General features: G+C 59.1%; 9 protein-coding genes. 4 read left to right on the forward strand and 5 right to left on the reverse strand.

The window, feature by feature from the left end; all coding sequences use genetic code 11:
- Positions 1 to 43: 43 nt before the first annotated feature.
- Positions 44 to 610, reverse strand: a complete 567-nt coding sequence (locus FHS83_RS09080; protein WP_167082668.1) for a hypothetical protein — start codon at positions 608 to 610, stop codon at positions 44 to 46.
- A 189-nt stretch (positions 611 to 799) separates the two neighbouring features.
- Between FHS83_RS09080 and FHS83_RS09085 the strand changes: the two genes are divergently transcribed.
- Entirely contained in the window at positions 800 to 2,212 is a 1,413-nt protein-coding gene (locus FHS83_RS09085; protein WP_167082669.1) for a sensor histidine kinase, read from the forward strand.
- Here FHS83_RS09085 and cowN read toward each other — a convergent pair.
- From cowN to FHS83_RS09105, 4 genes are all read right to left on the reverse strand, one after another.
- Positions 2,209 to 2,520 carry a N(2)-fixation sustaining protein CowN gene (cowN, locus tag FHS83_RS09090; protein ID WP_208414345.1) on the reverse strand — a complete coding sequence of 104 codons (312 nt, stop codon included), beginning with the start codon at positions 2,518 to 2,520 and terminating at the stop codon, positions 2,209 to 2,211. The genes FHS83_RS09085 and cowN overlap by 4 nt on opposite strands.
- A 14-nt stretch (positions 2,521 to 2,534) precedes the next feature.
- Entirely contained in the window at positions 2,535 to 3,197 is a 663-nt protein-coding gene (locus FHS83_RS09095; protein ID WP_167082670.1) for an MBL fold metallo-hydrolase, read from the reverse strand.
- Between the two features lie 72 nt (positions 3,198 to 3,269).
- Complete coding sequence (gene recQ, locus FHS83_RS09100) at positions 3,270 to 5,078, reverse strand: DNA helicase RecQ (RefSeq protein WP_167082671.1); 1,809 nt, start codon at positions 5,076 to 5,078, stop codon at positions 3,270 to 3,272.
- 108 nt (positions 5,079 to 5,186) lie between these two features.
- Positions 5,187 to 5,597 (reverse strand): hypothetical protein, encoded by a 411-nt coding sequence (locus FHS83_RS09105; RefSeq protein ID WP_167082672.1) that lies wholly within the window; start codon positions 5,595 to 5,597, stop codon positions 5,187 to 5,189.
- 762 nt (positions 5,598 to 6,359) lie between these two features.
- Between FHS83_RS09105 and FHS83_RS09110 the strand changes: the two genes are divergently transcribed.
- Genes FHS83_RS09110 through FHS83_RS09120 form a run of 3 tightly spaced genes read left to right on the forward strand, consistent with a single transcriptional unit; the run spans position 6,360 to position 13,422 of the window.
- Complete coding sequence (locus FHS83_RS09110; protein WP_167082673.1) at positions 6,360 to 8,879, forward strand: TonB-dependent siderophore receptor; 2,520 nt, start codon at positions 6,360 to 6,362, stop codon at positions 8,877 to 8,879.
- A gap of 23 nt (positions 8,880 to 8,902) precedes the next feature.
- Positions 8,903 to 11,623: a M16 family metallopeptidase gene (locus tag FHS83_RS09115; protein WP_167082674.1), complete on the forward strand. Its 2,721-nt coding sequence runs from the start codon at positions 8,903 to 8,905 to the stop codon at positions 11,621 to 11,623.
- Positions 11,620 to 13,422 carry an ABC transporter ATP-binding protein/permease gene (locus tag FHS83_RS09120; RefSeq protein WP_167082675.1) on the forward strand — a complete coding sequence of 601 codons (1,803 nt, stop codon included), beginning with the start codon at positions 11,620 to 11,622 and terminating at the stop codon, positions 13,420 to 13,422. Before FHS83_RS09115 ends, FHS83_RS09120 begins: the two co-directional genes overlap by 4 nt.
- Positions 13,423 to 13,427 lie beyond the last annotated feature (5 nt).

A 13,427-nucleotide genomic window follows, 5' to 3' on the forward strand; every position in this document is an offset into this window, starting at 1 on the left:
GGGGGTGATGTGGCAGAGCAGCGGGCTGGGGGCAAGTCCATCCTCAGCCGCGCGGCAGGCGCTTAGGGTCGAAACCTGGCCCCATGTTCAAAATCGTGACCCGGCCAAAATCGATCACCTGTTCCCCGCTGCCCAAGAGCATACCCGCGCTCAGTGTGCCCACAGGGTAATCGCGTTTTGCGGTGCCCGAGACGTAATATGTCCGCCATTGCTTGCCGAGGATGCAATGGGTTTCGCGGCTGACATTCCGGCCCGAAACACCAGCCTCATAAATCTGCGCTGTCACCATCACAAGATCGCTGCCTTCGGCTGGCTTCTGCGCTCTGGCTTCAAATTTGAGAATCAGCACATCGCCCTTCTTCACCGCCATGGGAACAGCCGTCACCGTGCCCGCGTCCCAGAGGTTTTTCGGCTTGGGGATCACGCTAACCCTTTGGGCGGCGCCTTCTTTTGGCTCATCGGCGGTGACGTATTTCGCGCTGGCATTGCCCCAGACGATCCAGAAGACCCCGGGGGTGGACTTGGCAGCAAGATCCCCGCCCCATGCGGGAAGCACGGCGAAGGCCAGTAAGGCGAGGCCACGCCCGATGGCGTTGAAATGCTGTCTCATGGCGGGCGCCTTATTGTTGTGCCTTCGTATAATCCGTGTGCGCCCGTTAAGATCGGTAAAAAGACCTCTCGCGCGGGCCGAGAGTGGCCGAAAAGTCCGGTGGCGCGTATAAGTAGTTTCCCTCTGTACACGGATAGAAAGCATCAATGCTTTGCCGCCTAGGGTTAATCGTCCTGGAGCGGCGGACGGATGAACATCTATTGGCAGATCACAATCCTGGAAACGCTGGAGAACGTGGCGGTTTTTGCCGTCGCGGTGGTGGCGTTTGGACAGGTGTATCGAAATGCCAGCCGTCTCTTTCCCAAACATTCCTGGGCGGGGTCCGCCGCGGTAGGCGTGCTCTTCGGGCTTTCGACCTCGCTGTCTCTCTTGCTTCCCATCCATGTCGGTGGTGGGGCGCTGACGGGCACGGACTCTGCGCTTCTGGGGCTCGTGGGCTTTCTGGTCAGCCCGCTTGCCGCTTTGATCGCTTTCACGCTCTCCCTTGCCGCGGAATTCGTCTCAGCCCAGAGCGCTGAGCGTCTGGATCTGGTGAGCATCGCCATTTCGCTCTTCGCCACTTTGGCGGGGTTGGCAGGGCGCTTCGCCTTAAGCCTTGCGGGGCATAAGCGCCGGGCCTCTTACCTGCATCTGCCGGCTTTCGGCGTGTTGCTCGGCCTCTCTGCCACCGCCGCGACAGGGCTTGTCTATGGTGAAGCCGCGGCGCGGGACTGCGCCTCTGCTTCCATTCTTGCCGGGATCATGGCTGCCACCGCCCTTGGCACGCTGCTTATTCATGAAACCCGGCGCGATAGAGCCGAACGCGAACTGCGCGAAAGCGAGGCACGGCTTGCACTACAGACTCGGGAATTGGCGGCTGCCCGCGATGCGGCCGAGCGCGCCAATGAAGCCAAGAGCGCCTTCCTTGCCAATATGAGCCATGAGCTGCGTACGCCGCTCAATGCCATCATCGGCTTTTCCGAGATCATGTCGGGGGAGAGTTTCGGACCCTTGGGCTCGCAGCGGTACAGGGAGTATGCCTGCGATATCCATGATTCCGGGCTGCATCTGCTCAGCCTCATCAACGATCTTCTCGATGTCGCCAAAATCGAGGCGGGCCGGATGGATGTGCAGAAGAGCCGCGTGGATGTCTCGCAGGCCTTGGATGTTGTCGCACGGTTGATGACGGCGAAGCTGCGGGAAAAATCGCAATCTTTGCGTACCGAGATCGCCCCAGAAACGCCGCCGCTTTATGTCGACGAGCGCGCCTTCAAACAGGTCATGCTCAACATCCTTTCCAATGCCGTAAAGTTCACCCAGCTTGGCGGCGAGATTGCGTTACTGGCTGAGCCAGGTGAGGAGGGCGGGGTAGAGATCCGCTGCATCGATAATGGTCGTGGCATTCCCAAGGACAGGCTGGAGGCTGTTTTCTCGCCCTTCAATCAGATCGATGCGAGGTTTGATCGTGTCGAAGGCGGCACGGGGCTCGGCCTGTCGCTGGTGCGCGGCCTTGTCAAACTCAATGGCGGAAAAGTCTGGCTCGAAAGCGATGCTGGCAAGGGCTGCACGGTCGTGCTGGTGCTTCCAGCCGCACCCCCGGAAGCCGCCACAGCTGCGGCCTAAAAACACTCGTCTTCCAGCTTGATGAGCGCCGCCAGAGCATCAGCGTCTTTGTGTTCTTCGAACAGCTCGACCATGTAATAGGTGTGGGCGTGCAAGAGCAGCAGCTTATCGGCAACCGGCACCGCATCGGCCTCTGCCTTGGCAAGTCGTTCCTTGAAGCGGTCCCAAAAGGCGTTGCTATGAGCCGGGTCATCGATATAGCGGCGCAGATGATTCAGGACGGCGGCCATATTCGCCTCGAAATCGATCTTAGCGAAACTGACATAACGGTCGGCTCGTCCGTCGGCGGGCGGGTCGCGATCGGGCACGGCATTTTCCTCTATTAGAACGGATTGCGCAGCGCGCCATCGCTTACGAACGGATTACTGCGGCGTTCGTCGCCGAAGCTCGACATGGGGCCATGCCCCGGCACAAAACGCATGTCATTTCCAAGCGGCCAAAGCTTCTCGGTGATGGAGGCGATCAGGGTCATGTAGTTGCCGCGCGGAAAATCCGTGCGCCCGATCGAGCCTTTGAACAGCACATCGCCGCAAAAGGCGATCTTCGCTTCAGTATCGTAAAACACCACATGCCCGGGGGTATGGCCGGGGCAATGGACCACCTGCAGTGTCGCCTCGCCAAACGAGACGGTATCGCCATCGTTCAGGAAGCGGTCCGGGGTGCAGGCTTCGGCCTTTTCAAAGCCGCGCGTCTTGCGGTTTTCCTCCAAGGCCTCGAGCAGAAAGGTGTCGTCCTGATGCGGGCCTTCGATCGGCACACCGGTACGGCGCCGAAGTTCGTTAGCCCCAGAGGCATGATCGAGATGGCCATGGGTGAGAAAAATCTTTTCCACCGTGATGCCGTTCTCTGCTACCGCGGCGAGCAGGCGCCCCACTTCGCCTCCTGGATCGATGATGGCGCCTTTCTTCGTCGCCTCGCACCACAGAATGCTGCAGTTCTGCTGATAAGGGGTGACGGGAAAAATCGCGGCACGAAACTGGGACATGGAAGCCTGCACGAAATCACGGCGCCATCTTTGCCTGCGGACGGCCGCTTGTGAACCCGTCAAATCGGCGCGCTAGCGGTTCAAATAGCCGGAGACTGCCTCCAGAAACACCGCCCCAAATTCTTGCAGTTTGGTCTTGCCGACACCATTCAGGCTGGCGAACTCGGAAAGATCGCGCGGCGCTTTGCGGGCCATTTCCTGCAAGGTGCGATCCGGGAAAATCAGATAGGCGGGCACGCCGCGTTCTTGCGCCAGTTCCAGCCGCACCCGCTTCAGCGCCGCGAAAAGATCATCGCGCGCGGGGCTCAGCGGTTCATCTGTGCTCTGTTCGCGGCGGCGGGCGCGGGCCTCGATACGGGCATTGAAGCGCTTCTGACCGCGTAAAAGCTGATCACCTTCAGGTGAGAGCGAGAGCCCGCCAAATCCGGCGACGTCATGGATGAGATAGCCGCCCGCGACCAATTGGCGGATCAGCGAGCGCCATTCTTCTTTCTTGCGGTGTTTGCCTGAGCCATAGCCGTTCAGTTGGTCATGCCTGGCATTCTCTATCTTTTCCGTTGCCGCGCCGCGCAGCACATCCACGATATGGGTGGCGCCATAACGCTCGCCGGTTTTCGCGATCACATCAAGCACCATCCAGGCTTCGCCCGTGGCATCGAAGGTCGCGGCGGGCTCCAGGCAGGCATCGCAATTGCCGCAAGGCTCGGCGCTTTCGCCGAAATAGGAAAGCAGCGCCTGGCGCCTGCAGCTCGTCGCCTCGCAATAGGAGAGCAGCGCGCCCAGGCGTTGATGTTCGCGCCGCTTATGCTCGTCGGAGCTTTCGGCCTCGTCGATGAAACGGCGGCGCATGGTGATATCGCCCGCGCCATAGAGCATGTAGGCTTCGGCAGCGTCACCATCGCGGCCCGCGCGGCCGATCTCCTGGTAATAGCTTTCGGGGCTCGCGGGCAGATCGGTGTGAAAGACATAGCGCACATCGGCTTTATCGATGCCCATGCCGAAAGCGATGGTGGCTGCCATCACCGTGTAGGGCTCGGTCATGAAGGCGTTCTGATGGGCCTCGCGCTGTTCCGCGCTCATCCCGGCATGATAGGCGAGTGCCTTAACGCCGTGCTCACGCAGGAATTCGGCGGTCTCCTCGGTCTTCTTGCGCGAGAGGCAATAGATGATGCCGCTCTGGCCTTTGTGATCTTTCACAAAAGCGAGGAGCTGCTTCTTCCAATCCTGTTTGGGCGCGACGGTTAAGCGGATATTGGGCCGGTCGAAACCGAGCACGATTTCATCCACTTTGCCACCGAACAGCCGCTGCGCGATGTCGGCGCGGGTCGATTCATCGGCTGTGGCCGTCAGCGCCATGATCGGCACATTGGGAAAGGCGGGGCGCAGCCGCGAGAGGGCTTCGTAATCGGGGCGGAAGGCGGGACCCCACTGCGAGATGCAATGGGCTTCATCCACGGCGATCAGCCGTACCGGCAAGCGCGAGAGCGCTGCCAGCATGGACTCCGTCATCAGCCTTTCGGGCGAAAGATAGAGAAGCCGCACCGCGCCCGCCGCGACCCGCCGCCAAGAGGCGACATTTTCTTCCCGGGAACGCGAGGAATTGATGGTCTCCGCCGCAACACCGGCGAGGCGCAAGGAATCCACCTGATCCTGCATCAGCGCCATCAAAGGCGAGACCACGATGCAAAGCCCGCCCAGCGCGAGTGCGGGCACCTGAAAGCACAAGGATTTGCCGGAACCGGTGGGCATAACGCAGAGCACATCGCGCCCCGACAGCGCAGCCGACATCGCCGCTTCCTGCCCGCGGCGGAAATCGGCATAGCCGAACACATCTTTCAGTATCTGCCGGCAGGAATGCGCCGGAAGAGGCACCGCGCCCATTCACCCATCACCCGAATCGCTATCCCCCTTGGTAGCCGATTTTGCGGGGCGGGCGGGCGGAATAGTGTGGGAGATAGACGTGGGCGCCTATCCATCCAGATCCGAGAATCAACGTTCGTACCAATCCGGCGGTTCGCCACCGAGAATAATGCAGCCACCGACGCTGGATTCCATGGCCACCATTATTTGGCGCTGCTCCTCCGGGGTTTTGGCCGTTTTTTGAATCTCTGCTCTGGACGGTCCGCATTGGGGGCGAGAATAGAGGCGGGAGGGATAATCCCGTAACGCAGGCTCGAATGGATGTGGGCTCGCAGTCACCCAAATTATAAAGGCCGTCGTCACTGCAACAAGACCGACGCCTCCTCCGATGCTTGCTACCCGGATTAGGGTTCGCCGTGGGACCTTTCTCATTGCAGCGACCGCGGTTGGAATCGCACCTGCAATCAGCACCGCGTTAATCAGTAGTGTCGACCAAAGGGATAGTTCTTCGGCAATGTTGTGGAATTCGTTCCAGCTCAAGCGCCCCTCCTTTGTGCGGGTGAAGGCACAAGATGCCCTGACTGCCACGGCGCTCAGCTATTTCCGGGAAATGCGAACGTTAATTCCTAGAAAATGGCGCCGGAGGGAGCCATAAGTGTGGTTTAAGTAACTGAAAAACAAAGGAAATCAAATTTTTGAATTTTTCAGATACCCCCAAATATGCCCCCAATTACTGATCAGGATTTTTGTCACCTGCGGCTGGAGGGCAAAGTGCACCGTCTTTGTCACATCGTTCGACCCTAGCTGCATGTGGGGCTGTCACAGGCTCTATAGGGGGGCGGCTCTGTTCACTAGCTGATGCGGGCAATCATACGGTGCATCGCCGCCGAACAGGAAAGAGCACCCTTCGTATGTAACCACATAGATGTTCATGTTGAGTCTGCTGTGCGTGCGAGGGGCAGGCTATCGCGCTCTGAAACGACTTTACTCGATCCTTCGCCTTTTCACTCGATCTATGCGGGAATTGTTTGTGAATGCAACAAGCATCCTAATGCACACGCATGAGCCTATGAAGGTTTTCGATTCATCCTGCAATTGTCTGAACCGTTTTGGCGTCAGTCCTGTGGTGCCCACAATTCGGGCGTTTGTTGCAAAAACAATGTCCATAGTGACTGATAGTTGGCCGTTCTTGTACTTAATGAGAAATTTTATTGATGGTTCGCTGACACTTTTTTTCCGTTGCCCGTCATTCAACTTGGGAAGGCCAATGGGGGCCGCTCTTTTCGGTTTGGCGGGGTAGTTATGATGCGTTTGGGAATGAATGGGGCAGCCATACTTGCAGTTGCTGCGATTGGGCTTGCATCACCGGTATGGGCAGGCGAGCAGACATATTCCATCAATGTCGCTGCGGGATCGCTGGATTACGTTTTAACCCAGCTCGCGTCGCAAACCGGGCATCGGATCGTTTTTGATCCTTCGCTTGTAGCAGGCCTCAAGTCTTCGGGGATCTCTGGGAATTACAATCCTGAGGCGGCGTTCGAGCAGGTGCTCGCCGGGACTGATCTTCTCTTCAAAGTTTCAGAGGGCGGTGAATGGATCATTCTGGCGCGCAATAAGAACGCTGCGCCGCGCTCCGTCTCGGGCAAGCTTTTGAGCACGGTGCGCGTGCAGGCGGATGGGAAGTCCTTCATCAGGGCTGGCGATAACGGCTCCAGCGATCCGATCGCCACCGAAGGCACCGGCAGCTACACCGCGAAGGCCACGGTGCTCGCGTCCAAGACGCCATTGTCCATCCAGGAAACCCCTGCAGCGGTTTCGGTGATGACTCGCCAGATGCTGGACGACCGCCAGATCACAAGCCTTTCCGACAGCCTCAGCCAGCTTCCGGGTATTACGGTGGCACAGGGCGGCATCATCTCGCGCGGTTTTGCAATCACCAACATTCAGATCGATGGCGGCTCGCCGATCAACGTCGGCCAAAACAGCAGCGATTACCGCTCCGATTATTCCATGATCGATGACCTGTCCATCTATGACAGTGTTGCGCTTTTGCGCGGCTCTGCCGGGCAGTTCACGGGCGTCGGCGATCCCGGCGGTGTCATCAGCCTGGAGCGCAAGCGTCCGCTGGACCACGAAATGGTCGCCGTCGAACAGGGGTTCGGTTCTTATGACCACTACCGCACCGTGGTCGATGCCTCGTCGCCCTTTCTGTTCGGCGATCTCATGCGTGCGCGCCTGGTTTTGACGCGGGAGACGAACAATTATTTCTACGACATCGCCTCGCGTTCTTTGCAGCAGGGCTATCTCAACGTCGAACTGGATCCGACACCATCGACCACCGTCAATCTCGGCATGAAGGTCAACAGCTCCCGCAATACGCCGTGGAGCGGCCTGCCGACTTTGGATAGCGGTGCCATCGTTCGCTTTCCGCGCAACGCCTGCCTTTGCACGCCTTGGAGCTATGTTAAGACGTCGGGCCAGGAATATTTCGCGGAAGTTGGTCAGAAGCTCGGGGAGGATTGGTCCTTCCACCTCAATGCTTCCGCCAATATCCAGCACTCCAAGTCGGAGATATTCCAATACAAAATCGGCCGCGGCTATACCGGCGTCGTTGCCGGTGATCCCTTTTCCACGGTCGTTTCCACCTTCAAAACGCCGACCAAGTCGAACCAATATCTCCTCGATGCCAGCATGAACGGCAAGTTTTCCGTCCTGGGCGTCGATGTCGATGTGACGGGCGGCACCAATGTTCAGACCATCAATCAGAAGATCACCGGCACGTCTCTGGCGTATTGGTATAACAATGCCGATATCATCAACTTCGATCCGAACAACTTCCCCAAACCGGCGGATTCTCAATATTACGACAACCAGGATGCCACGCCGCTTTCCAAGCAGACACAGGCCGGCGGCTATCTGACGGTGCGCATCTCGCCGGTGAATTGGCTGCATCTGACGGTGGGCGAGCGCTACAGCTACTACTCCTTCAAAATCATGCAGTACGGGCAACTCACTTCCTCGAGCTATGACAATCTGCCGACGCCGAGTTTCGGCCTGGTGGTCGATCTCAGCAAAGACACGTCTTTGTTTGCGACCACGCAGTCGATCTTCGATAGGGGCAATTACCTGAAGAAGTCCGGCGGTCTGGTCGATCCTTCGACCGGTTCGAATATGGAAGCCGGCATCAAGCAAAGCTGGGATGGCGGCAAGTTGATCGCCAGCCTTTCCGGCTACTACCTCAAAAAGAACAATATACCGAATTTCGACCCAACTGCCGGGTTCTCCATCGACCCGACGACGCAGGCGCAGTGCTGCTTCATCAGCGACGGCACCCAATACGAAGACCACGGTGTAGAGTTCTCGTTGCAGGGCGCTTTAACCGATCGCCTGCAGACCGACATCTCCTATACCTTCAGCGAATTCAACGCCCATAACGGTTATCTGACGAGCAATAGCCCGGTGCCTCTGACGGCGCCGAAGCATATGGCGAAGATTTGGTTTTCGTGGCGGCCCGAAATTCTCGACGACAAGCTCGTTTTGGGCTTTGGCGGGCATCTCGAAAGCAAGCTCACCGCGTCCGCGGAAACCATCTCCTGGGATCCGGTGAAAGGCAAAACCGTGTACATCTTCACGAAAACGCCCAGGCCGGGTTTTGGCGCCTGGGATGCGATGGTCAAATACGACATCACCGAGAACATTTCGGCGCAACTCAACGTCACCAATGTTTTCGACCAGACTTACTTCTCCAGCGTCCAGGTGGGCTCCGGAAATATTTACGCCCAGCCGCGTTCCTATCTGCTGACATTGCGCGGTCAGATCTAAAGCAAACCTGGAGGATGTTGGGTATGAGTGGTTCGTTCGACCAAGCCAAGGCGAGAGCGTGGCGTCTCGATGCAGCAGCGCTGTTGCCGATGCTGCATATGGCTTGGCATAGGGAGGTGCTTGCCAATGGCCTCACCGTCATTGTGCATAGCGATCCCTTGGTCCCGATGGTGTATGTCGATCTGACCTATCGTGTCGGGGCGATGGACGAGCCGCGGGGAAAAACGGGGTTATCGCATCTGTTCGAACATCTGATGTTCACCGGAACAGACCGCTTCCCCGAGAACTACTCGACCCGCATGCAGGAAGCCGGGGCGGTCATGGTCAACGCCATGACCTCCCACAATCTGACGCGCTACTACCAGACCGCACCGGCTGCGATGCTCGATTTCATTCTGCAGGCGGAAGCCGACAGAATGGAAAATTTTGTGCCGTCTCTCACCCATGAAAAGCTCGAACAGCAGCGCGCGATCGTGCTGGAAGAAAAGAGCGAAACGGAAGGAAAGCCATACGGAAAGATCAATATCTGGATGGCGGAAGGATTGCTGCCGGCGGGCCATCCGCGCCATCACCCCATCATCGGGTATGCGGACGACGTTAAGGGCGTGACGCTGGAAGTCGCGCGAGAGTGGGGTGCCAAACACTACACCCCCGCCAATGCCGTGCTGGTCATTTCGGGCGGTGTCGATGTGGATGCCGCGATTGCCTCGGTGAAGCGCTTCTTTGGACCGATTGAACCGGGCCGGGCTTCCGAGCAGGTCGTGGCGCGTTCCGGGCCGTGGCAGCCTGCTTCTGCACTCAGGGCCCAGGCGGCCATCGAAGTGCCGGGTAGACTCTATGCCTGCTGGTCCACGCCATCGGTCTGCACGGAGGGCCGCGATAACGTCGCATTGGAATTGGCGGCGCGCTTGCTCGCCGACAAGGCAGGCCCCTTGCATAAATACTTCGTCGAAGAACGCGGCGTGGCGGCTGGCGCGGGCGCCGTATTATGGCCCGGTCGGGGCTGTGGCAATTTCATCGTCGATCTCACCTTGAAGGCGCCGGGCACGGAGTCTCTGTCGGAAGACGTCAGCCGCGTGATCACGCAATGGCTGGAAAATCCAATTCCTGATGGGCAGTTCCAAGCTATTCGCACGGCCTGCTTGGCGCAGTCGGTTGCCGCGCTGGAAAGTTTCGAGCGCAAGGCGCGCCTGCTGCAGGATGGCGAAGTCTTTCATGGCGATGCAGGCTGGTTCTTGCAGGAAGGGCGTATTCTCGCCGAGCTTACGGAAGAAGATGTGCGTTCGCTGGCAAAGCGCTGGTTGCGCCCGGAATTCTTTTCCCTGTTTGTCGATGCCGCACCGAAACTGAGCGCCGATGGGGCGCACACGGACGATAAGGTGGTGTCCTTCTCGCTGGATAATATCGCAGCCAGACCGCCACAGTGGCAGGAGGCGGTGCTCGCATGCGGGGCGCGGATTCGCCTTGTCCGCCGTCCAGGCGACGCGAGTTTTCACCTCCGGGCAATCGGCAAGGGCGGCATTGCCGCCGAACCGCGCGGCAAAGAGGGTATTGCGACGCTCGCCGCCTCAGCGCTTCAATTCGGGGCGGGACCGGATGACGGCAAAGCCCTGGCAGCAAGGCTTTCGGGCAGCGGTCTCAACGCGCGGCTGTCGGCGGCGGTTTCGGCGCAGCAAATGGATATCTCCGGCACGCGTCCTGCGCTCCACGCGGCCATTGCGTTGCTAGCCGATGTGATTCAGGAGCCGCATTTCTACGGCGAGGATTTCGAACGGCAGCGCTCCGCTATGGCGGGTATGGCCGAAACGCGTGCACAGCTGGCGCGTCAAAAAGCGATGCGGGCGCAATTCGCTGCGCTTCTCGGCAACGCGCACCGCTTGGCGTCGGCATGGCCCACCTCTCCCGAGCTGGCGCGTTCGGTGTCCACGCAAGACGTACTGTCTTTTCACGAAAGCGCGTTCGATCCGTCGCACACCGTCTTCTTTCTCGCTGCGGATATCGAACTCGACAGCATCGTTGGCATGCTGAATGCGGCGTTCAGCGCGCCGCGGCACCCGGTTTCCGGCGTGGCCGCAAGCGAGGAGGTCGGCCTCCGGCGCCAAGGCGGGATTTATCTCTTCGATGCGCCGGGCAGCACCTCGGTCGAGATTGCCGCACGTTGGCTGATGCGGCCGAGAAACGCCGACGTGGAAGCTGCGGCGCTTGCCTTCATGGAGGCGTTTTGCGGCAGCTTCACCTCGCGGGCCAACCAGCGCATTCGCGAAGAGCTGCGCTGGAGCTACGGCGTCACCGGTCAGATGTTCCAGCTGTTTCCGCGCGATCACCTTCGGCTTTGTACGCTCGATACGACCGTGGCGGTGCCGCAGGCCGCAGCCTCCATCGGCGAGATCGAGACCATGCTTTCGGGGTTTCGCCAGGACCTCCCGCCGACGCAAGGCGAGATCGATCGCTTTAGAAGGTCGGAGCGGCAGCGTCTGGCGCGCATGAGCGAAACACCGATCCGCGCAATCGAAGCGATGGAGGACATGTACTACCGCGGTGTGGCCAGCGGGGATCTGTCTTCCTATGTCGAGGCCTTGGAGGCGCTGGATACCGGTCGTATCATGGCTTTGTCGGATGCGATTATGCCTGCTGGCGGCGAATTGGTGTGGACCGTGATTGGCGATGCCGCCATTGTCGGACCGCAGCTTGCGGACGCCGGTTACGCGGTTGGCGATACCGCCAAGCTTTGGGGCGATGCATGAGCAGCCCAGAGGCTGGTTCCTCCGGCTCACATGTGCAATCTGATCCCCAGAACTTCCGCCTGAACGCTCTTTTCTTCCGGCGGCTGGGCGGTCTCTTGCGCCCCTATTGGTTTCGCAAAGGCGCATGGCTTTCTTGGGCTATGCTGCTGGTGATGACCTTCGCCGGGTCCACCTACAGCATCGTGGGTGGTGTGGTTTCCACGCTGACAGCGCGTCAGGCCGATGCCTTGGTCGCAAAGCAGGTAGGGCAGTATTGGTGGTTCTGGGGGCTGCTGACCGGCCTTGTGGTTCTGCGCTATCTCACCATCAATCTGCAGAATTACGTCAGTGCACGGCTTAATTTGGGCTGGCGCCAGTGGCTGAGCACGGAGCTCATCGACCGCTATTTGCGCAACAAGACCTACTATCAGATCAACATCGATCGCGATCTCGACAATCCGGATCAGCGAATCCAGGAAAGCGTCTTTCCTTTTTGCGATGCCATGACCCAGGTTCCCCAGCGCGTGATGACGGCGGGGATCGATATCATGGTGCAGGTCGTCATTCTGATGGCGATTTCGCCCGCGATGTTCGTCGCGACATTGGTCTTTACGGCGGTTCAGGCCGTCCTGACCTTGGTGGTCTATAAGCCGCTCATTCGTCTGCAATGGAACAGCACGATTTCGGAAGCGGATTTTCGCTATGGCCTGCTGCACGTCCGCGATAACGCCGAGACGGTGGCGTTCTATAGAGGCGAGGAAGCCGAGCGCAAGCATCTCCTGGCGCGCCTCACCGATGCGGTCAAGCGGCAGCTCGACATCAAATACTATCAGATCAGGGTGAACATCTTTTACCAGATCCTGGAAATTGTTTGGGACGTTATGCCGATGTTCCTGATCGCGCCGCTCTTCTTCCAGGGGCATATCAGCTTCGGTGCTATCGCGCAGGGCGCTGCCGCCGCGATGATGATCAAGCAGAGCCTTGGTCTGTTCAGCCAGTTCATCCCGATCCTCAGCGCTGCTGCGCCCAATGTCGTTCGTCTGGCCGAGATTCAGGAGAAGTTCGATCGCCTCGACGCCGATGCGCCGCGGGACGAGAAATCTTCTCGCACTCCCCGCATCAATCTGGTGCGCGGCGCCGAAATGGTTCGATTGCAGGATCTCTCGCTCACCACGCCGGGCGGGGAGCAGAGCCTGTTTCGGAACCTCGATTTGACGGTTCCCAATTCCAGGCGCTTGTTGATCACGGGCCAGACGGGGGTTGGGAAAAGCTCTCTGCTGCGCGCTATCGCAGGATTGTGGAACCGCGGCAATGGCGTGGTCGAAGTCCCCTCTTCGGACAAGATGCTATTCCTGCCGCAAAAGCCTTACATGGTGCTGGGTGATCTTCGCAGCCAGCTTATTTATCCCCGCCAGGAATCGGACATTAGCGACGAGGCCCTCGAGAAAGTGCTGGAGCGGGTTCGCCTGGGCGGCCTGGCGCAGCGCTTTGGCGGATTTCAGTCAGAACGCGATTGGGCGCGCGTACTCTCCTTAGGGGAGCAACAGCGCATTGCCTTTGCGCGGATTTTGACAAACCGGCCGTCCTACGTTTTGCTCGACGAGGCAACCAGTGCCGTCGATTTGGCAACGGAAGAACTGCTGTATCAGCTTTTATTGGAAACCGGGGCTACGGTTATCAGCGTGGCGCACCGCACAAGTGTGGTTCAGTTTCACGATATGACGCTGCATCTGGATGCAAATGGGCACAAAATTCGCATGCGGACGGATGAGCAGGAGAGTTCGTACGTAAGGTCCCAGATTTCGGAACAGGTTGGGTAGGCAAA

Origin of the sequence: Rhizomicrobium palustre, from assembly GCF_011761565.1 — a bacterium.
Taxonomy (GTDB): Bacteria; Pseudomonadota; Alphaproteobacteria; order Micropepsales; family Micropepsaceae; genus Rhizomicrobium; species Rhizomicrobium palustre.

What these genes read in the sequence shown, in the direction of transcription:
- FHS83_RS09080 (WP_167082668.1), bottom strand. Translation starts at nt 610, where the DNA reads ATGAGACAGCATTTCAACGCCATCGGGCGTGGCCTCGCCTTACTGGCC.
- FHS83_RS09085 (WP_167082669.1), top strand. Translation starts at nt 800, where the DNA reads ATGAACATCTATTGGCAGATCACAATCCTGGAAACGCTGGAGAACGTG.
- FHS83_RS09095 (WP_167082670.1), bottom strand. Translation starts at nt 3,197, where the DNA reads ATGTCCCAGTTTCGTGCCGCGATTTTTCCCGTCACCCCTTATCAGCAG.
- recQ (WP_167082671.1), bottom strand. Translation starts at nt 5,078, where the DNA reads ATGGGCGCGGTGCCTCTTCCGGCGCATTCCTGCCGGCAGATACTGAAA.
- FHS83_RS09110 (WP_167082673.1), top strand. Translation starts at nt 6,360, where the DNA reads ATGATGCGTTTGGGAATGAATGGGGCAGCCATACTTGCAGTTGCTGCG.
- FHS83_RS09115 (WP_167082674.1), top strand. Translation starts at nt 8,903, where the DNA reads ATGAGTGGTTCGTTCGACCAAGCCAAGGCGAGAGCGTGGCGTCTCGAT.
- FHS83_RS09120 (WP_167082675.1), top strand. Translation starts at nt 11,620, where the DNA reads ATGAGCAGCCCAGAGGCTGGTTCCTCCGGCTCACATGTGCAATCTGAT.